Origin of the sequence: Cognatishimia sp. F0-27 (assembly GCF_020667845.1) — a bacterium.
Taxonomy (GTDB): domain Bacteria; phylum Pseudomonadota; class Alphaproteobacteria; order Rhodobacterales; family Rhodobacteraceae; genus JAFMPQ01.
Window position 1 is genome coordinate 1 of record NZ_JAFMPQ010000005.1, and the last position, 20276, is coordinate 20276.

At 64.7% G+C, this 20276-nt stretch carries 15 protein-coding genes; 10 read left to right on the top strand and 5 right to left on the bottom strand.

The annotated features are described in order from the left end of the window. The first annotated feature begins 157 nt into the window (after positions 1-157). The 3 genes from J1C49_RS04230 to J1C49_RS04240 all read left to right on the top strand — a co-directional run bounded on the left by J1C49_RS04230 (position 158) and on the right by J1C49_RS04240 (position 5401). Positions 158-1417, top strand: a complete 1260-nt coding sequence (locus J1C49_RS04230) for a DUF2254 domain-containing protein (protein WP_227444561.1) — start codon at positions 158-160, stop codon at positions 1415-1417. 176 nt (positions 1418-1593) lie between these two features. Continuing rightward, positions 1594-4014 carry an FAD-dependent oxidoreductase gene (locus J1C49_RS04235; RefSeq protein ID WP_227444562.1) on the top strand — a complete coding sequence of 807 codons (2421 nt, stop codon included), beginning with the start codon at positions 1594-1596 and terminating at the stop codon, positions 4012-4014. 235 nt (positions 4015-4249) lie between these two features. Then, the gene (locus tag J1C49_RS04240; RefSeq protein ID WP_227444563.1) at positions 4250-5401 is read left to right on the top strand and encodes a sensor histidine kinase; all 1152 of its coding nucleotides are present in this window, start codon (positions 4250-4252) and stop codon (positions 5399-5401) included. Between the two features lie 377 nt (positions 5402-5778). On the opposite strand, the gene J1C49_RS04245 is transcribed toward J1C49_RS04240, so the two are convergent. Continuing rightward, a complete protein-coding gene (locus tag J1C49_RS04245; RefSeq protein WP_227444564.1) occupies positions 5779-7107 on the bottom strand; it encodes an HlyC/CorC family transporter in 1329 nt (442 codons plus the stop codon). A gap of 69 nt (positions 7108-7176) precedes the next feature. Between J1C49_RS04245 and J1C49_RS04250 the strand changes: the two genes are divergently transcribed. After that, complete coding sequence (locus J1C49_RS04250; RefSeq protein WP_227444565.1) at positions 7177-8013, top strand: metallophosphoesterase; 837 nt, start codon at positions 7177-7179, stop codon at positions 8011-8013. A 36-nt stretch (positions 8014-8049) separates the two neighbouring features. Here the strand turns inward: J1C49_RS04250 and J1C49_RS04255 are convergent, their stop codons facing one another. From J1C49_RS04255 to J1C49_RS04265, 3 genes are read right to left on the bottom strand one after another with little or no spacing between them, the layout of a single operon-like run. After that, positions 8050-8979: a tyrosine recombinase gene (locus J1C49_RS04255; RefSeq protein WP_227444566.1), complete on the bottom strand. Its 930-nt coding sequence runs from the start codon at positions 8977-8979 to the stop codon at positions 8050-8052. 55 nt (positions 8980-9034) lie between these two features. Continuing rightward, complete coding sequence (locus J1C49_RS04260) at positions 9035-10525, bottom strand: hypothetical protein (protein WP_227444567.1); 1491 nt, start codon at positions 10523-10525, stop codon at positions 9035-9037. Next, positions 10515-10664: a hypothetical protein gene (locus tag J1C49_RS04265; RefSeq protein WP_227444568.1), complete on the bottom strand. Its 150-nt coding sequence runs from the start codon at positions 10662-10664 to the stop codon at positions 10515-10517. The genes J1C49_RS04260 and J1C49_RS04265 overlap by 11 nt, the downstream gene beginning before the upstream one ends. A 99-nt stretch (positions 10665-10763) precedes the next feature. Between J1C49_RS04265 and J1C49_RS04270 the strand changes: the two genes are divergently transcribed. Together J1C49_RS04270 and aroB are read left to right on the top strand one after the other, a co-directional pair. Further along, complete coding sequence (locus J1C49_RS04270; protein WP_227444569.1) at positions 10764-11336, top strand: shikimate kinase; 573 nt, start codon at positions 10764-10766, stop codon at positions 11334-11336. Continuing rightward, the gene (aroB, locus tag J1C49_RS04275) at positions 11333-12484 is read left to right on the top strand and encodes a 3-dehydroquinate synthase (protein ID WP_227444570.1); all 1152 of its coding nucleotides are present in this window, start codon (positions 11333-11335) and stop codon (positions 12482-12484) included. The genes J1C49_RS04270 and aroB overlap by 4 nt, the downstream gene beginning before the upstream one ends. 141 nt (positions 12485-12625) lie before the next feature. Here aroB and speB read toward each other — a convergent pair whose 3' ends face one another. Continuing rightward, a complete protein-coding gene (gene speB / locus J1C49_RS04280; RefSeq protein ID WP_227444571.1) occupies positions 12626-13582 on the bottom strand; it encodes an agmatinase in 957 nt (318 codons plus the stop codon). 196 nt (positions 13583-13778) lie between these two features. Here speB and J1C49_RS04285 point away from each other — a divergent pair, with 196 nt between their 5' ends. From J1C49_RS04285 to J1C49_RS04300, 4 genes are all read left to right on the top strand, one after another. Further along, entirely contained in the window at positions 13779-14252 is a 474-nt protein-coding gene (locus J1C49_RS04285) for a DM13 domain-containing protein (RefSeq protein WP_227444572.1), read from the top strand. A gap of 277 nt (positions 14253-14529) precedes the next feature. Beyond that, on the top strand, positions 14530-15978 hold the full coding sequence (gene guaB, locus J1C49_RS04290) for an IMP dehydrogenase (RefSeq protein WP_227444573.1): 1449 nt from the start codon (positions 14530-14532) through the stop codon (positions 15976-15978). Between the two features lie 7 nt (positions 15979-15985). Beyond that, positions 15986-17143: an RsmB/NOP family class I SAM-dependent RNA methyltransferase gene (locus tag J1C49_RS04295; protein ID WP_227444574.1), complete on the top strand. Its 1158-nt coding sequence runs from the start codon at positions 15986-15988 to the stop codon at positions 17141-17143. A gap of 198 nt (positions 17144-17341) precedes the next feature. Further along, on the top strand, positions 17342-19534 hold the full coding sequence (locus J1C49_RS04300; protein WP_227444665.1) for an ATP-binding protein: 2193 nt from the start codon (positions 17342-17344) through the stop codon (positions 19532-19534). Positions 19535-20276 lie beyond the last annotated feature (742 nt).

Below are 20276 nucleotides of genomic sequence, written 5' to 3' on the forward strand. Positions count from 1 at the left end.
GAGCCGGGAGCCGGGAGCCGGGAGCCGGGAGCCGGGAGCCGGGAGCCGGGAGCCGGGAGCCGGGAGCCGGGAGCCGGGAGCCGGGAGCCGGGAGCGGTGACTGGTCGTGCGCGCCAAACGGGTTACACTGTCTGGGTATGCTGCGGGAGCGATGTGCATGATCGGGAGTCTTCTCAGGCGGTTGCGGCAGCTGTCGCGGCGCATCCATGTGCGGGTGATCCTCTTTGCCCTGCTGGTTCTCGTGGCGCTGGCCATGGCCAAGCCGATGGGCCCCCTGATCCCCGAGCGGCTGGGTGAGTGGATCGGGGCGGACGCGCTCGATCCGATCCTTGCCACGATGGCGTCGTCGATGCTGGCCGTGACGATCTTTTCGCTGACCATCATGCAATCCGCCCTCGCCAACGCCGCCAGCGCCTGGACGCCGCGCAGCCATTTGATCCTGCGCGAGGACACGGTCACGCATTCGGTTCTGGCGAATTTCCTCGGGGCGTATCTTTTTGCGCTTCTGGCGATCATTCTGCGGGCGGCGGATTTGTTCGATCCGCGCGAGAGCGTGGTGCTGTTCGGCATGACGATCGTGGTGGTGGTGATCATTGTCGTCTCGTTGATCCGCTGGATCGTGCATCTCGAGGGCTTGGGTTCCTTGCCCTTCACCGCGCGGGTGATCGAACGCGAAGCCCGGGCGGCGCTGGAAGCCGCGGCGCTGACGCCTTGCCACGGGGGGCACGCACTGACCGATCCGGGCACGCAGATCCCGAACGATGCCGTTGCGATCAAGGCGCGACAAGCAGGCTACCTTCAGCAGATCTTCGAGCCGACGGTTCAGGAGGCGGCCGAAGAGCATGACCTGCGGGTCTATATCGTCGTGTCGGTTGGTCAGTATGTTCTGACCGATGAGGTCATGGCGTTTGTTGCCGCGCACAGCGGTGCGCCGGACCCGGATGCGCTGACCCGGATCGGACAAGCGATGATGATCGACGACGCGCGCAGCTTTGAGCAAGACCCGGTGTTCGGGCTGACCGTGCTGGCGGAGATCGCCACGCGCGCGTTGTCGCCGGGCGTGAACGATCCCGGCACCGCCATCGACATCGCGCATCGGCTGACGCCTGTGCTGGCTGCCGCGCGCACTGGCGTGCCCCGAAAAACCGGTGTGCACGACCGGATCTGGTCGCCGCCGCTGGAAGCGGACCGGTTGTTCGACGCAAGTTACGACCCGATTGCGCGCTATGCCGGCTCAGCGGTGGAGGTGCACCGGGCGGTTTTGCGCGCCTTGGGACAGGTCGCGACGGCCACACAGGATGACGGTGTGCGCGAAGCGGCCAGGGCCATGCAGGCGCGCTGCCTCGAACGGGCGCGCGCGGCGATCCGTTTCGAGGCCGATCTTGAGGCGCTGGAGCAGGCGGTTCAGCAGACCTGATCCCGGTCTCCTCGTGATCCCGGGGGCCGGGCACGGCGGGCCGGATCAGACAAAAGCCGGATCATCCAAACGCGACACGGAGCGTCGCTTGCGCACTAGTGTTCCGAGAGGTTCTCTTTTTCAAATGTGGGTCATATCGGCTGCCCGACGGGCAGCCTCAACATGAAGGCGCCCTCATGAAGACCCATGCCCAAGCTGTCGTCATCGGAGGCGGTGTGATTGGATGTTCGATCCTGTATCATCTCACCAAGCTGGGCTGGACCGATGTTGTCCTGCTTGAACGCGACGAGCTGACCTCCGGCAGCACGTGGCACGCGGCGGCGAATATTCACGGTCTGCATGACAGCACCAACATATCGCGGCTCCAGCATTACACGATGACGCTTTACAAGGATCTGGAAGCCGAGACGGGCCAGAGCTGCGGCGTGTTTCAGCCCGGCTCGCTCTATCTCGCCCAGACCGAGGCGCGCGAGCATCAGCTGCGCCTTCAGGAAGCCAAGGCGCGGCTTTACGGGATGAATTTCCACGAGGTGAGCCGCGACGAGGCGGAGCGGCTGCACCCGCTGGTCGATTTCGACGGGGTGCGCTGCATCATGTATGAGCCGGATGGCGGCAATGTGGACCCGTCGGGTGTGACGGCAGCCTATGCGGCCGGTGCCCGCGCGAACGGAGCGCAGATCCACCGCTTCACGCCTGTGATGGCCACCGAGGCGCAGGCGGACGGCACATGGATCGTGCGCACACCCAAGGGCGATATCGCCACGCCATGGGTGATCAATGCGGCAGGGCTTTGGGGCCGCGAAGTGGCGGCGCTGGCAGGCATCCGTCTGCCGCTGCAGCCAACCGAGCACCAGTATTTTGTTACTGAAACCATTGCCGAGATCGCGGCGCTGGACCGGCGTTTGCCGTCGGTCGCGGACCGCGATGGCGAGTATTACCTGCGCCAGGAGGGGCAGGGGCTTTTGGTGGGCGCCTATGAGCGCGATGTGCGCTTGTGGGCCGAGAAGGGCACGCCGCTCGATTTTGCCCATGACCTCTTTCCCGACGATCTGGAACGGATCGAGGACAACATGATGCGGGCCATCGACCGGGTGCCCGCGGTTGGCACCGCCGGGATCAAGCGGGTGATCAACGGCCCGATGATCTGGTCGCCCGACTCGAATGTGCTGATGGGCCCGGTTCCCGAAAAGCCGGGGTATTTCGTGTGCGGCGGGATCATCCCCGGATTTTCGCAATCCGGCGGCATGGGGCTCATGGTGGCCGATTGGATCGTGACCGGCGAGATGCGCTACGACATGTTTGCGTGGGATCTCGCGCGGTTCGGCGACTGGGCCAACGATGCCTTTACCAAGGCGCGCGTCTGCGACCAGTACGCGCATCGCTTTGCGATCCATTTTCCCGGCGAGGAACGCGCCGCAGGCCGGCCCTTGCGGCAACGGCCGGTCTATGCGCGGCAGGCCGCATTGGGTGCCGTGTTCGGCCTCAATGCGGGGTGGGAGCACCCGGTCTATTTTGATGCAGATGTTGCCGACAGCGCCGGGTTTACGCGCCAGCCCTGGTGGGATGTGGTGGGACGCGAGGCCCGCATGCTGCGCGCGGCGGCGGGGATCATCGACATCTCCAATTTCGCGGTCTACCGGGTGGCCGGACCGGGGGCGGAGGACTGGCTTAACGCGCTGTTTGCCAACCGGATGCCGCGCGAGGCGGGGCGGTCCTGCCTGACGCCGCTGATCGGCAAACGCGGCGGGATTGCCGGCGACTTCACCGTGACGCGGCTGCAGTCGGGGGAGTTCCGGGTCATTGGGTCGGGTCTCGCAGAGCGCTACCACAAGCGGTTTTTCGATGCCGTCCCGCTTCCGGACGGCACGCTTTGGGAAAGCCTGACAGAGGCACTGTGCGGATTCAACGTGGCCGGGCCGAAAGCGCGCGACGTGCTTGCGGGCCTGACCGATGCCTCGCTCCAGACCGCGGATTTTCCGTTCATGCGGTCCGCTGAAATCAGGGTCGCCGGCGTGGCGTGCCTTGCCCTGCGCGTGTCATTCACCGGGGATCTGGGATGGGAGTTGCATTGCGCGCAAGAGGATCAGGACGCGCTCTATGCGGCTTTGATCGGGGCCGCTGCGTCGTATGGCGGTGGTCCGGTCGGCAGTCGCGCCCTGATGGCGCTTCGGCTGGAGAAGGGCTACGGGTCGTGGTCGCGCGAATACAGTCCCGAATACTGGCCGCAGGAGGTGGGGCTTGCGCGTTTGTGCAAGACGGACAAGGCGTTCCTCAACCGCGAAGCGCTTCTGGCCGTCCTCGACGAACCGGCGCGCGAGACGTTGGTCATGCTGGCGCTCGATGAGGCGGATTGTGCGGCCTCGCATGCGGATGCCAGCGGCGGCGAACCGATTTTCCACGACGGGAAAGGGATCGGTCGGATCACATCCGGCGGCTATGGCTATGGCGTCGGGATGAGCCTCGCGCTTGGGTATGTGACCGCGGACAGCGTGCGCCCCGGGGACGCGGTCGACGTCATGGTGCTGGGACGGCCTCACCGGGCCGTTGTGCTGGACAAGCCGCCATTCGATCCGGAAGGCGCGCGTTTGCGCGCTTAGGCCGAGGCCTGTGGTGAACGCGCGGCGCTGCGAGCCCCGAGCGGGTCTTTGTCGAAACGAGGGTATCCCGAGCGCGTCCCGGTGCCCAATGGCGCGTCGAGCCCGGCTTGCCGGTGCTGAATGAGCACAAGGTGTAAAGCGTCGTTGACGCTGCGACAGTCGCGTGGACAATGACACCTTCGCCGCATAGAACGTGAGTCCACGGGTCCGGACGGTTGAGAGAGGGGGGTGCGTGATGCGCGCATCAATACCACAAGATCAGGAGCGTCGCCTTGCGGAATTGAACGCCTACCACATTCTCGACACGGATGGCGAAGAGAGCTTCGACGAGATCGTCGAGCTTGTGCGCCGGTTGCTGGACGTGCCGGTGGTGCTCATTTCGCTGGTGGACAGCGACCGGCAATGGTTCAAGGCCAGCGTCGGGGTCGACATCTCGGAAACGCCGATCGAACAATCGATCTGCGCCCATGCCATTCTCGGCGACGGGCTTCTTGAGATCGAAGACACGCTGGATGATCCACGCACCTGCGACAACCCGCTTGTCAACGGGCCGCTCGTACAGATGCGATACTACGCCGGCGCGCCGTTGATGACGCCTTCGGGGCGCAAGCTGGGCACTTTGTGCGTGCTCGATACCGAGCCGCGAAAGCTGACCGAGGACGAGCGGGCGACTTTGCGCGTGATGGCCAGCCAGGTCATGCATCAGCTTGAACTGCGCCGGACGCTGGCCAATGAGGTGGCGTTGCGTGCGGAGATCGACCATCGCGTGAAGAATTCGCTGCAATCGGTGGCGTCCTTCCTGCGGCTTTATCGAAGTGCGGCCCAGAGCGAGGAAACCCGCAGCGTGCTCAATGCCGCGCTGGTGCGGGTGTCGGCGGTTTCGGATCTGCACGAGGCGCTGTATCGCAATGACGCGGTTCACGCGGTGGATATGGCCGATTTCCTGAGCAATTCCATGCGTCTGTTGCAATCCCAGGCCCCCGAAAGTGTGCGGTTGGAGGCGGATATTGCCCCGATTGTCGCACCGGCCGCGCTGGCCAATGCGCTGGCACTGATCCTTGCGGAATTTACGGCGAATTCCTTCAAACACGCCTTTCCCAACGGCGGCCCCGGCGTTGTGCGTCTCGAACTCGACCGCGAAGGCCCGGGTCTTGTCATGACCTGTTCGGATACGGGCAAACCGACAAAGTCGCCCCCGGCGCCCTCCACCGGTATCGGGATGCGGATCATGGAAGCCGCAGCCGAACAGATCGAAGGCCAGCTTGAGATGGGCAGCAGCGCCGACGGCTACAGGCTGCGCCTGCATGTGCCGGTCGTGCCCGAGATGCCGTCATCGGCCGATCCAGAGCCCGAAGCCGATTCGACCAGAGTGGCCGTCTGCGAATAAGTCAGGCTCGCTGGCGGCTGTCCCGGCCTGTCACCGTTGCCCGGCTGGGTCTGTTTTCAACACCCCGCCGAACCTGTCCCCAACGCTTGGTTCGGTTTGTCGCCAACGGGTCGCTTGGCCTGTCACACACGCGCGTCTTGCCCTGCCACGGATGCTCGGCACGGTCTTTCGCCAACGCGTGGCGTGACCTGTCGCCAACGCGCGGCCCGGCCTCTCACCAAGTCTCGGCACGCTGTGCACCCTGTGCATGGCCACCAGCAGGCCGGTTGTGCCTCGATGCGTCATGAGCGATGCGGAATGCTGAGCCATGCACAGAGCAGCGCGGGGGCTGTGCAAGTTGGCCTAACCCGTGCCCCGAAACACCGGGCACGCCCGCGTCAGCGCGCGCCGACCACCGCGTCGAGCGGGCGCATCTTCAACCGCGTGATACGGTTGTTCTCGCGCCCGACCACCTCGAAGCGAAACCCGTGGAAGCTGAAGGCCTGGCCCTGCATCGGGATCATCTGGGCTTCGTGGATGACAAGACCGGCCACGGTGTTTGCCTCTTCGTCCGGCAACTGCCAGTCGGTCGCGCGGTTCAGGTCGCGGATCGTCATCGCCCCGTCGACCCAGAAATAGCCGTCATCGGCCATCTTCACCTGATGTTCGGCCTGCGGATCGTGCTCATCGGTGATCTCGCCGACGATTTCTTCGAGGATGTCCTCCAAGGTAATCAGCCCTTCAAGCGAGCCGTATTCATCGACCACCAGCGCAAAATGCGTCCGGCGTCGCAGGAACTGGCGCATCTGGTCGTCAAGCGAGGTGGTGTCCGGCACGAAATAGGGTTTCATCATCACGTCGGTGAGCCGAAACGCGTCGAGCGCCGCCATGGCGTCCTTGGATCCTTCAATCAGCTTGTACATGGCGCGCAGCAGGTCCTTGGCATGAATCATGCCAATGATGTTTTCCGGATCGTCGCGGAACACCGGCAGGCGCGTGTGGTTGCTCTCAAGGCATTGCTGCAGGATTTCCTGCGGCGGTGTGTCGGCATTGATCATCTCGATGCCGGACCGATGGAGCATGATTTCCTCGACGGTGCGCTCGGCGAGGTCCAACGCACCAAGGATCCGGTCGCGGTCTTCCTTGTCGACGGCGCCTTCCGAATGCCCGAGTTGAAGGGCTCCGGCGATCTCCTCGCGTACGGCGAGGATATGGCTGTCCGGGTCGGTCTTGACGCCAAAGATGCGCAAGACGCCACGCACGAGCATGCGCACCGCGGACACGACGGGAGAAAACAGCCGCACAATCACCGAAATCGGGCGCGCGACCCGGGCTGCTGCGGTTTCGGGATTGGTGATGGCGTAGGTCTTGGGCAGGACCTCCGCAAAGATCAGCACCAGCAGCGTCATGACCAGCGTGGCCAGCGCAACGCCGCTTTCGCCGAAAGCCCGCGTAAAGAGCGCCGTGGCGAGGGAGGTTGCGAGGATGTTGACGAGGTTGTTGCCAAGCAGGACGGACCCGATCAGCCGTTCGTTGTCCTCGGTGATCTCGAGCGCCGTGCTTGCGCCCTTGGAGCCTTTGTCCATCGCGGCACGGAGCTTGCCGCGCGAGGCGGCGGTCAGCGCGGTTTCCGATCCCGAGAAAAAGCCCGAGAGCGCCAGCAGGACAAGGATCGACCCGGCTGTGATCCAGAAAGCGGCGTCCATGATTTCGGGGGCAGTATCCATGAGTGTCAGCGTCCTTTATGCTGATTGGGTTATGGGGTGGCATTGCCCCGGCTTCAAGGGGAGGCGCGGATGCAGGTGGCGGATCTTGGGCGGCTGACCGGGCCGGTGCTGGGCTTTGGCGGCCCGTATTCCAACGGTCCGGCGCTGGCCGCGCTGCGTGCCGAGGCGGCGCGGCGCGGAATCGTGCCGGAGGCGGCGATCTGCACCGGTGACGTGGTGGCCTACGGGGCGCAGGCTGAGATCTGCGTTTCTGGCATGCGCGATTGGGGGGCGATCTGTATTGCCGGCAATTGCGAAAAGCAATTGGCCCGCAACGCGTCGGATTGTGGCTGCGGCTTCGAGCCCGGCACCACCTGTGATCGGTTGTCGGCGGCTTGGTATGGGCACGCATCGGCCGATATCGGGCCCGAAAGCCGCGCCTGGATGGCGGCACGGCCGGATCTGGCTGTGTTTCAGCTTGGCGGGATGCGCTACGGCGTGATCCATGGCGGCGTGTCGGATGTGGCGCGGTTTCTCTGGCCCGTCTCAGAGGAGGCGGCCTTTGCGGAGGAAATCGCTGCGCTGGAGGCCCTCGTGGGACCAGTGGATGCGGTGCTTGCAGGGCATTGCGGTTTTGCCTTCGCACGCCGGATCGGGCGGCATCTGTGGATCAACGCGGGGGTGATCGGATTGCCACCGCATGATGGCTCTCCGGATACCCGGTTTGCGCTGCTGCATGCGGATCGGCCTCCGGAGCTGGCACGCTTGCGCTACAACCACGCGGCGTCTGCCCGCAGCATGGTCGCGGCCGGGCTCACGCAAGGCTATCACGACTCGCTTGTGACTGGGTGGTGGCCCTCCGAGGAGGTGCTGCCAGACGGGCTGCGCCGGGATGCAACGGCAGATGCGGTTACGCGATCTGGCTAGCGGCTGGCCGGGTCGGTGCGCGATGCTCTGCCCGGCTCAGTCGGTGTCGCGCGCGAGCGGGTGGTGGTCCAGCACCAGTTCGCGCAGGCGTGCATCGAGCACATGGGTGTAGATTTCCGTGGTTGCCACGTCCGCGTGACCGAGGAGGGTCTGGATCGCGCGCAGGTCCGCCCCATTGGCGAGCAGATGCGTGGCAAAGGCATGGCGTAATGTGTGTGGCGTGACCTTTTCCGGTGACACGCCGGCGCGGACCGCAAATTCCTTGATCAGCAGGTAGAAGGCGTGCCGCGTCAGATGGCCGGCCTTGCCGCGCGACGGAAACAGAAAGGGCGAGGCGGGCCGGCCTTCGGCCCGATGAGCCTCCGCCGCCGCGTCCAGATGTCCGAGCCAGTCCGCAAGGGCGGTCCGTGCCGGAGGGGACAGAGGCACCATGCGCTCCTTGCCGCCTTTGCCGCGGATCAGCAACATGCGCGGATCGCCGCGTGCGGCAGCGACCGGAAGCGAGACAAGCTCGGTGACCCGCATGCCCGTCGCATAAAGCAGCTGCATGAGGCAGGCATTGCGCATCCGATCCGCAGGCGAGCGCCCATGCGCGGCCCCGGCGGCGAGCAGCCGGTCGACCTCTTCCTCGCTGAGGGTTTTCGGCAGGCGTTTGTCCCGGCCGGGCCCTGCGATCTGCACGGCGGGATTGTCGGTCCGCAACCCTTCTTCGAAGGCAAAGCGATAGAGCTGCTTGATCGCGGAAAGGCGGCGGGCGCGGGTCGCCTTGGACAGCCCCTCGGCATCGCATTGGATGAGATAGGCTTCGAGGTCGGCCCGTTGGGCATCGGAAAAATCACGGTCGCGCCCGGCCAGCCAATGGCGCGCGTGGTCAAGATCGCGCTGATAGGCGGCCAGAGTGTTTGCGGCCGCCCCGCGTTCAGCGGCAATCGCGTCCAGAAAACCGGAGATCCAGCGCCCGCTCATCGCCCTGGCCCTGCAACAAGGCGCCGCGCGGGAGACATGGGCATGTCGTCGCGGCTCATCTTCGCGCCCTTTCGGCATCAAGCACCATCAACTGCAACGCGGTACGCCGCGCCGCATCCTCAAGCCCCACCGCGCGCAGCGTCGCGAGCCCATCGGTGAGGTCCTGACCGTTTCCTTCCGCTCCGCTGCTCACAAGCGCCATGGCGCGCAGGATTACCTCGCCCAGCCGACCGTCCGCGCGCTTCGCGACAAGGCTGTCGGGCGGGGTCGCGCCGGAAAACGCCCGCGCCACCGCGGCGGCATGGGGCAGGGTGCCGGGGGCCTCCGGTGCAGCGCCGCGGGCAATCGCAGTCAGAAACCGCACCTCGGGGTCGGTGCCGTCGAGGCTGATGGCGAGGCTCTCGTAGGCGGTTGACAGGAACGCGGCCTGTCGTGCGATCCGACCGGCGCGCCCGTCGAGATCGAGCGCCACCAGATCGGTGGCAAAGAGCTCTGCAACAGGCACCAGAAGTCCCTGTGACGCCATCTGCGGCCAGAGCCGAATAAGCGCCTGTTCCACGGTGCCGGGCGTGCCCCGCTCCAGCGCGCGTTCGAGCGCCTGCAAGGCGCGCACCCGGTCCCAGACGCCCCCGGACGCGGCAGGCTTGCGCAGCGTATAAAGCCCCAGGAGCCGGTTGGGCGGCAGGGCACCGGCGCGGGCCAAACGCTCGGCAGCCTCGATCTGCGCGCGCCAGCCATTGTCGCCAGTCAGGTCGAGCACGGAGAATTTCAGCGGCAGCGGTGCTGTCGGCAATGGCTCGCCCAGCGCCTCGAATAACCGGAATTCCAGCGGCGTGGGGCGCACGGGCGGCAGGATCGGTGCCCTGATCTCATGCAGCTCCCCGTCAAGAAACCGTTCCAGCAGGTCGATCCGGCGCGCCGGGATGGTGCCCAGTGTTGCCGCGGTCTGCACGATCAACGCCGCCCGCGGCCAATCCCCCGAGCGGGCAATACAGAACACCTGAAGCGCCGTGTCCCGCGAGAGCGCCGGCGCGCGTTCAAGCGCGGCACAGGGCGCGTCCGAACGGCCCAGCAGCAGGTTCACATCGGCCCAGGGACGGAAGAGTTCGGTGGAGCGGTGCCCGGCAATCTGCAGCAGCGCCTGCGCCTCTTCGATGAACCCGGCGCCCATGAGCCGATCGAGCCGGGCTGCGAGATGCCGGTCCGCGGCCTCCCCGCCCGCCGGAGCATCGGCCTCGGCCAGCATCAGCACGCGCATGAGATCGCGCAAGGCGGGCACCGCCGGTTGAACCGCAAGGATCAGGTCACGCAACGCTTCGGGATCAGAGCCCTGCCAGAGCGAGACCGGCAGCCCTGTCATCCGGCTCGGCAGCAGCCCCGCCGAGGCCACATCGATCTCTTCCAGTGGCAGGCTCTCGACGGGAGGCACGGTGGCGCTGCCTGCCACCGGGGCGCGCCCCGGGTCTGTCAGACCGGTCTGCGCCAGGGCCGTGGTGGCTTGCCCGCACAGAAGTGCTGCGGTTATGAAGAGGAGGTCAATTCGCATCGAGTTCCACGGGCTGACGAATCTCGGTCTGCGGCGGAGAGAAGTCGACCCCGAAGAACGGACCGATATAGGCATAGGCGACAAGGGCGATACCGCCCAGGACAGCCAGATAAAACAACCACTTGATGATACGCCCCATGACCCGATCCTGCTCGCCTGACTGCTTTTCGCGACTTATACCTAGCCTTTTTGGCCGGTTCACGTCATTCACGCAACTTGTATGACGAATGGGCAGCATATGGCCGACGCGAAACGGCACAATCGGGCAACGCTTCACAAAACCGTGGTCATGGTCGGTATGATGGGCGCGGGAAAAACCGCCGTCGGGCGCACGCTGGCCGCCCGCCTTGGCGTGCCGTTTCGGGATAGCGACCACGCCATCGAAGAAGCCGCCGACCGGACCATTGCAGAAATCTTTGCGCGGGATGGCGAGCCGTTCTTCCGCCGCAAAGAAACACAGGTGATCGAACGCCTGCTGAACGGGCCACCCTGTGTGCTCTCGACAGGGGGCGGCGCCTTCATGAACGCGAATAACCGGACGATGATCTCGGCGGCGGGGGTTTCGGTCTGGCTTGACGCGTCGCTCGATCTGCTCTGGAGCCGCGTGCGGCACAAGGACACGCGACCGCTTTTGCGCGGGGCCGACCCCTATGGAACCCTGCAGGCGCTCTATGAACAGCGCGTGCCGGTCTACGCGCTCGCCGATATTGCCGTGCGCTCCGAGCCGGGACTGAGCCTCGAACAAATGGCCATACGGGTGGCCGAACAGCTTGCCGATCGCCGCCCTGACGTATTGGAACCCACCCGATGACACGCGATGCCGCCCCCTCCTTCACAGCACCGTCGGCAGAGTCGATCCGCACGGTTCCCGTTCCTTTGCCGGGGCGTGCCTATGACGTGCGCATCGGTGCGGGTCTGCTCGACCGGGCGGGTACCGAGATCGCGCCGCTTCTGGCGCGGCCGCGCGTGGCCATCGTCAGCGACGCGCATGTGGCCGGTCTGCATCTTGAGACCCTGCGTGACGCGCTCGCGGCGGCCGGGATCGCGTCCGACGCGCTCACCCTGCCGCCCGGGGAAGCGACAAAGAGCTGGCGTTGTCTCGAAGAAGTCTCTGCCTTCCTGCTCGAGTCCAGGGTCGAGCGCCGCGATGTCGTGATCGCGCTCGGCGGCGGCGTGATCGGCGATCTCGTGGGATTTGCCGCGGCGATCCTGCGGCGCGGCGTGCGCTTTGTTCAGATCCCGACCTCGCTTTTGGCCCAGGTGGACAGCTCGGTGGGCGGCAAGACCGGGATCAACACGGTCCATGGCAAGAACCTGATCGGGGCCTTTCACCAGCCCTCCCTGGTCCTCGCCGACATTGCCATGCTCGACACGCTGACGCCGCGCGATTTTCTGGCGGGCTATGGTGAGGTGGTTAAGTACGGGCTTCTGGGCGATGCGGCCTTCTTTGACTGGCTGGAAGAGCATGGCGCCGCCGCGGCAGCCGGCGATCGTGCGGCGCGCCTGCGCGCGGTGGAAAGGTCGGTGCAAATGAAAGCGGAGATTGTTTTGCGCGACGAGACCGAGCAGGGGGACCGGGCGCTCCTGAACCTTGGGCATACGTTCTGTCATGCCTTGGAGGCAGCGACGGGCTATTCGGACCGGTTGTTGCATGGCGAGGGCGTGGCCATCGGGTGCGCCCTTGCTTTCGAACTCTCCGCGCGCCTCGGTCTGTGTCCACAGGAGGAGCCAAGCCGCGTGCGCGCGCATCTGAAGGCGATGGGGATGAAAACCGACCTTGCGGACATTCCCGGCGATCTGCCTGCCGCAGACGCGCTCCTGGACCTGATGGGCCAGGACAAGAAGGTGATCGATGGCAGGTTGCGGTTCGTTCTCGCGCGGGGCATTGGCCAGGCCTTCGTCACATCCGACGTGCCGGGCGACGCGGTGCTTGATCTTCTGCGTGACCGCCTGCCCTGATTTGCCCGCTTTGCCGCCCAAGCGGTGGCGGGTTTCTTCTGTCGCGAAATACTCCGGGGGAGTCCTTGGCTTGCCAAGGACGGGGGCAGGGCCCCCGCAACCCGTGCCCCGAGGCGCAGGCGCGCGAACGGCGGGCGCCCGTCAAGACGTATTGGCTCTGGCGTGGAAAACAAAGCCGAGAAGGTTCATCAAAAGCTGGGCCGCCAGCACCGATGTCGATCCGGTCGGGTCATAGTCCGGGGCCACCTCCACAAGGTCGATCCCGACCACCGCGTGCTGCGCCGCAACGATCTGCAAGAGTTCAAGCACCTCGTAATACTGAAACCCGCCATGAGACGGCGTGCCGGTGCCCGGCGCGATGGACGGGCAGAAGGCATCGATATCGATGGTGATGTAGACCGGGGCGCCCTTCGGCAGGCGCCGTGCGGTGGCCTCGACCCCGAGCGCCCGCATTTGCCGCACCGACAGGATGTCCGAGCCCATCCGGCGCGCATCGTCATATCCCTCCTTCGCGGTGGAGGAGACATTGCGGATACCAACCTGGGTCAGCCCGGTCACCCAGGGTTTTTCCGCCGCGCGGCGCATCGGGTTGCCGTGCCCTCGGGTCACGCCGTGGCGTTCATCGACAAAATCGAGATGCGCATCGATCTGCAGCACATGGAAGGGGGCCTTTCCTTCGAAAGCCTCGATGCAGGGAATGTTGACCGAGTGATCGCCGCCGATCACCACCGGCAAGGCACCCGCCGCCAGCGCCGCCTCGACCCCCGCACGGATATTGGCATGGCTCTGGACGGTGTCGGTATGCACGATATCGGCGTCGCCCATATCGACGATCCGCACGTCTTCGCCAAGATAGGTGACATCGTCCTCGTGATCGTAGGCGCCGGCATGACCAAAGCTGAACAGGGTCGAGGCTTCGCGCACCCCGCGCGGGCCAAAGCGGGCGCCGGCGCGCCATTGTGTGCCCGCATCGAAGGGCGCGCCAAGGATGGCGGCATCGGCGTCGATCATGCTCCAGTCCGACACGTGCGGCTTTTTCGCAAAGGTGCAGATGCCGGTGAAGGGCAGGTTCAACCGTCCGGTGGCATAGCCATGCATGACAGGCTCCTTGTTTCTGGGATGTCAGGGCGCGCTGGGACGCGCCGCGGCCCAGATGACACCAAAAGCCCGCCCCGTGCAAACCGGTGACACCCCCAGGGCCATGCAGGAGCATGTGGCAGGCGGTCTGTCCGGTCTGGTGCCGCGCGCCGCATTCTGGCAGTCTTGCGTCATCACCGCAGGAAAGGGGTCCTCCATGCGCAAGCTCATCCTCGCCCTCGTCACGCATGGCGCCGCGCTTGCCGTTGGCTTCGGGCTCGGCGTCTATTTCCTTCCGATCCTGACCGCGCCGGCCTCGCCGGACGCCGCGATGCTGGAAAGCCGGGCGCAGAACGCAAGTTTCACCGCAGCGTTGACCCGCGATCTCCGGGGCAGCGATTTCCTGCATTGGGGAGAAGGAACGATCAGCATCACCGATGGTCAGATCGTTCATATGGGTGCGCTCGCGCCGGGGCCGGATTACAAGCTCTACCTCGTCGACAGCTTCGTCGAACACGAGGACGAATTCCTCCCGATCAAGGATCGCGCGCAACTGATCGGTGATGTGGACAGCTTCGGCGGCTTCCTGCTCGACATTCCCGAGGGCGTCGACGTGACGCGATACACCACTGCCGTGATCTGGTGCGAGGCGTTTTCCGAGTTCATCACGGCGGGTCAATACCGCCAATAGGGCCGATCCGGCATCCGGCCTCCCGGTTTTCGCGGTGTGGGCCTCTGACACGGTGCCTGCTGCGCGATGCAACCTGTCCGCGCCGCGCCGATGCGCCGCGGGGCCCCGGGATCGGTCCCCTGCGGCGCGTTGCGTCGCGTGGCGCATCGCGGGAAAAGCAGGCAGACGCGCCCTTGTCCCGGGGCGAGGCCAAGAAAAACTGCATAGGCGCTCTTTCCCCCGCGCCGATCCCATGCGATAGGGACGCGTCAACCGAACCCCTCCAAAGGAGACCCCCATGGAGATTCGCGAGGCGCTGACCTTCGATGATGTTTTGCTGGTTCCCGGCGCTTCCTCGGTGCTGCCATCCATGGCTGACACGAGGACGAAGGTAACCCGGTCCATTGACCTCAACATCCCGCTTCTGAGCTCGGCCATGGATACCGTGACCGAGGCGCGCATGGCCATCACCATGGCGCAGGCCGGTGGCATGGGCGTGGTGCACAAGAACCTCAGCGTCGAGGAACAGGCCCGCGCGGTGCGCCGGGTGAAGCGGTTCGAGAGCGGGATCGTCTACAACCCGGTGACGCTGCATCCCGATCAGACCAAGGCGGATGCCAAGGCGCTGACGGATCGCTACGGCTTTACCGGCTTTCCCGTGGTTGACGATCAGCACCGCGTGCTTGGCATCGTCACCAATCGCGACATGCGGTTTGCGGCGCAGGACGACACCCCGGTCAAGGTGATGATGACCTCGGACAATCTCGCGATCCTGACCGAACCGGCGGACCGCGAAGAGGCGATCAGCCTGATGAAAGCGCGTCGCATCGAAAAGCTTCTCGTCACCGATGCCCGGGGCAAGCTCACCGGTTTGCTGACGCTCAAGGATACCGAACAGGCCGTGGTGAACCCGACCGCGTGCAAGGACGAGCTCGGTCGGCTGCGCGTCGCGGCGGCCACCTCCGTGGGCGATGCGGGGTTCGCCCGCACGGAAGCCCTGGTGGATGCGGGCGTGGATATTGTCGTGATCGACACGGCGCACGGGCATTCGCAAGGCGTGATTGACGCCGTGAGCCGCGCCAAGCGGTTGTCCAATGGCGTGCAGGTTATCGCGGGCAACGTGGCGACGGCGGAGGCGACGCGGGCACTGATCGACGCGGGCGCCGACGCGGTGAAGGTCGGGATCGGCCCGGGCTCGATCTGCACCACACGGATGGTCGCTGGCGTCGGGGTGCCACAGCTCACCGCAATCATGGATTGCGCGGCAAGCGCGGGTGACGTGCCCGTGATCGCCGATGGCGGTATCAAGTTTTCCGGCGATTTTGCGAAGGCGATCGCGGCGGGGGCCTCCTGCGCCATGGTGGGATCGATGATCGCGGGCACGGATGAAAGCCCCGGAGAGGTCATTTTGTATCAGGGCCGCAGTTTCAAGGCCTATCGCGGTATGGGCAGCCTTGGCGCTATGGCGCGTGGCTCCGCGGACCGCTACTTCCAGAAAGATGCCGCGTCCGACAAACTGGTGCCGGAGGGCATCGAGGGGCAGGTGCCTTACAAGGGCTCGGCTGGCGCGGTCATTCACCAACTGGTCGGCGGGCTGCGCGCAGCCATGGGCTATACCGGCTGCGCCACGGTGGCGGAGATGCGCCACAACTGCAAATTCGTGAAGATCACCGGGGCCGGGTTGAAGGAAAGCCACGTGCACGACGTGCAGATCACCCGCGAAAGCCCCAACTACCGGATCGGTTGACCCGAGGATGACACCGGGCGCGCGCGTTCAGGCGGCAATCGAGGTGCTCGACCGCGTCGCTTCCGGAGAGGCGGCGGAAAAGGCGCTTCTGTCCTGGGCGCGCAATGCCCGCTACGCCGGGTCGAAGGACCGCGCGGCGGTGCGCGACCACGTCTTCGACTGCTTGCGGCGATGGCGGAGCGTGGCGGCGGTGGGCGGTGGCGAAACCGGCCGCGCGCGGATGGTCGGGCTGGTGCGCCAACAGCGGATTGCACCGGAAACGCTCTTTACCGGCGAGGGGCATGCGCCTGCCGTGCTCACGGATGCCGAGCGCATGGCGGGACGCCAGCCGACCGAAAACGAAGCCCTCGACTTGCCGGACTGGATCCAACCGCTTTGGGCGGACAGTCTTGCCGATCGGGGCGCGCGCGTTGCGGAGGTCCTCAGGCACCGGGCGGACGTCTTCCTGCGCGTCAATCTGTTGAAACAGACCCGCGACCGCGCGCAGGCTTCGCTTCGAACCGAAGGGATCGAAACGGCGCCCGTCGCCGGCAACGAGACCGCCTTGCGCGTGACGGAAAACGCGCGCCGGGTGCAGCAAAGCGAGGCGTTCCGGTCGGGCTGGGTGGAGCTTCAGGATGCCGCGAGCCAGGCGGTGGTGGCGCATTTGCCGCTCGGTCCGGGACAGCGTGTGCTCGATTATTGTGCAGGGGGCGGCGGCAAGGCTCTGGCGATGGCGGCCCTGACAGGGGGCCGGATAGACGCGCATGACAGCGCGATGGGCCGTATGTCGGATCTTCCGGAACGGGCAAAGCGGGCGGGCGCGCAGATCGAGCGGATTGCCAAACCTTCGGGGCTTTACGATCTGGTTCTCGCCGATGTGCCGTGTTCCGGCAGTGGCGCCTGGCGGCGGGCGCCCGAAGGCAAATGGCGCATGTCACCCGAGCGGCTCGACAGGTTGGTTGAAACCCAGCGCGCCATCGTTGACGCTTGTCTGCGGCATGTCGCTCCCGGTGGCACTTTCGCCTATGCGACCTGTTCGGTGCTGGCGTGCGAGAACGCGAATCAGGTCAACTGGATCTCCAGCCGATTTCCAGAACTCGCACCGGCCACGGTCGCGCAGTTTGAACCGGGATGTGACGGTGATGGGCTTTTTGTTGCTTGCTTCACGCGTGAAAATCTCTGAGAGTGCAACTCTAGGCTGTAATTTTCGATAGTTAACCCGCGCTTAATACCAACCGGATGTTATGCAAGGGAGAGTCTATTTGCGGAGACCGCTGTGACCACGGGTTCCCACTTCGGCGTGTTTGGCGCCGGCCTTCCCTTGCGCCTTGCGTTGAGCCTGACCTTGTTGTCGGGCGCAGCGTTTTTCCTTGCGCTTACGATGCCGGAAAGCGGCCTGCGGCTGGCCATGTTGAGCGCGGGCGGATTGGTTGGTGCGGTGGGGATCGGGATGGCCGTTGCGATTGGGCTGCGTGAGGCGTCACAGCGCTGGCAGGCGACCTTGTTGGCGCGCACGCTGGAAAAGGACCCCTCTTATTGCTTTGTCTGCGCCCGCGATGGCACGATTCGCTCGGCCAATCTTGCGGCGCGCAGACGTTTCGACACCGAGTCTGGCGAAACGCTTTCAGAGGCATTGCGGGATCTTTTTGCGAGCGCAGAGGGCGTGGTGTGGCGGCTTTTGCAACGCGCTCTGCAAGAGGGCAGCGCACTTGAGGATATCACCAGCCACGCCGAAGGCGTGCGGGTGCATGTCCTTGCCCTGTCCGACAATCTGTCGGTCTGGCGTCTCGAAACCGACGCCATCCGCGGGCAAGGGGTGCGACGCGAGGATGTTCCCACGCTGTCGGTCGGGCGCAATGGCGTGATCCTTTACATGAATGCCACTGCGCGCGATATCATCGGTCGCCGGGCGCGGACCGTGGAAGAGATCATCGAGGATACGCCCCTGCGTGCGGGCAGTGTTCACCGTCTGATCACCCGGGAAGGGTTTCGCAGGGCGCTTGTCCAGATGCGTGACACGGGGGCCGGACGCAAGGATCTGACACTCTCTCTCATCGCTGACAACGAGGAAGGCCACGCGAAGTCACGCGAAGACAGTGGGTTTGATACATTGCCGGTGCCCTTGATCAAGGTCGCCCCCGACGGGCGATTGTTGCGCGCCAATCCGGAGGCGACCCGGCTGCTTGGCCTCGAAGGGGCAGAGGATCGCAACCTGTCCGAATACATGGAAGGTCTTGGACGGGCACTGACCGACTGGCTGCGCGAAGCCGCCGAAGGGCGGATGCCGCATCGCTCGGAGTTTCTGCGTCTGACGCGCAGTGACCGCGAGGTCTTCGTTCAGGTAACCTTAAGCCGCGTCACCGAAGACGGCCAGCCGGTCTTGCTCGCCGTTCTGAATGACGCGACCGAACTCAAGACTCTCGAAACGCAGTTTGCACAAAGCCAGAAAATGCAGGCCATCGGTCAGCTTGCGGGCGGGGTGGCCCATGATTTCAACAACCTCCTGACGGCGATTTCGGGCCATTGCGACTTGATGCTCTTGCGCCACGATCAGGGCGATCCCGACTATGGCGATCTGGTTCAAATCAACCAGAATGCAAACCGGGCCGCCGCGCTTGTCGGGCAGCTTCTGGCGTTTTCACGCAAGCAGACCATGCGGCTCGAAATCCTCGATCTGCGCGACACGCTCTCGGATCTGACCCATCTGCTCAATCGGCTGGTCGGTGAAAAGATGCGCCTGACGCTGCGCCACGATCCGATCCTACCGCCGATTCGGGGAGATCGACGGCAGCTCGAACAGGTGATGATGAACTTGGTTGTCAATGCACGCGACGCCATGCCCGACGGTGGAGAGATCCTGATCGAAACCGAACGGCGTGTCCTCCGAGAGAAGCTGGAACGCGGTCGCTTCGCCGTTCCTCCGGGAACATATGTCTGTGTGCGTGTCATCGATCAGGGGCATGGCATCCCACCAGACAAGATTGAAAAGGTTTTTGAGCCGTTTTTCACAACCAAGAACACTGGCGAAGGGACCGGTCTGGGTCTTTCAACGGTTTATGGAATCGTAAAGCAGTCCGGGGGTTACGTGTTTGTGGACAGCACGCTGGGGCAGGGAACCCAGTTTACGCTCTTGCTCCCGGCGCATGAACATCAAGCCGAGGACCGAAAGGAGCCTGTTCCGGTCACACCGCGCAAGCTGCCCGACAAAGGATCCGGCGTGGTTCTTCTGGTGGAAGACGAGGCGCCTGTCCGTGCTTTTGCGGCGCGCGCCTTGCGGTTGCGCGGATACACCGTGGTCGAGGCTGAGACGGCTGAAGATGCGCTCCTGCTACTTGAGGACGAGAAGATGGCGGTGGATGTGTTTGTCACCGATGTCGTGATGCCCGGGATGGACGGGCCGACTTGGGTGCGAAAAGCGCGGGAGCGCCGCCCCGATGTGAGCGTTGTTTTCGTCTCCGGTTATGCAGAAGACGCTTTTGGCGAAGGCCAGGACACGATTCCGAATTCCGTGTTCTTGCCCAAGCCGTTCTCTCTGAATGACCTAACGGAAACAGTGCATCAGCAAATCAACTGATCTCTCTGGCACGACAGAGGCACGCCATTTTCTCGCTCGCAAACAGGACATCTTTCGTTGGACCTGCCCGGGTTTGATGCGTCTGCCTCGAACGCAATGACTGCACCCAAGGAGACGAACGTCAGGGCTGAAACAATAGGACAAATCCCAACAACAGCTGAAAAGTATCGCGCTGGCCAGAAGTGTGCCGCCGCAAACCGGTGGCTGACGATCTGGGTTTTGGCAACTCAATGCTGAAGAAATGGATCGCGACCCATGAAGATGCGGATGTGGTGTCGAATGAGGATATTGACCGCGCCAAAGCGCTGGATCGACGCCGACGAAACGCCCGGATCCACCGGCAGGAGACAACGGTTTGCAAAAGGCCCCTAGTTTTCGCAGGCTGAATTCCATGAGATCGGGTTTTTTTGAAGAACAGAGCCTTCTTCGCAGCGCATCGATTGTGTCGTTGCGAGCCCGTGCACAGGCCGATTGCGCGCGTTTCGCAGCCGCCTTGCTGGTTGTATGGGGCAGTCCGATCCGGTCACGCTCGCGCAGGTCAAATAACAATCGCATTTCACCCTGATCACAGGCGGAAACCCATGTTCGACGAACGAGTTCAAGGAGATCCGCCAAGAGGTCAATCATCGCCGGGTCGGCAGATTGATGCGCTCGACCGGTTGTCGATTCTCCGAACGAAGTCCGTCAGAGGGACGAAAGACAGGGATCCGACGTTCAAGAAAGCACCGGGCACGCTGGGTCG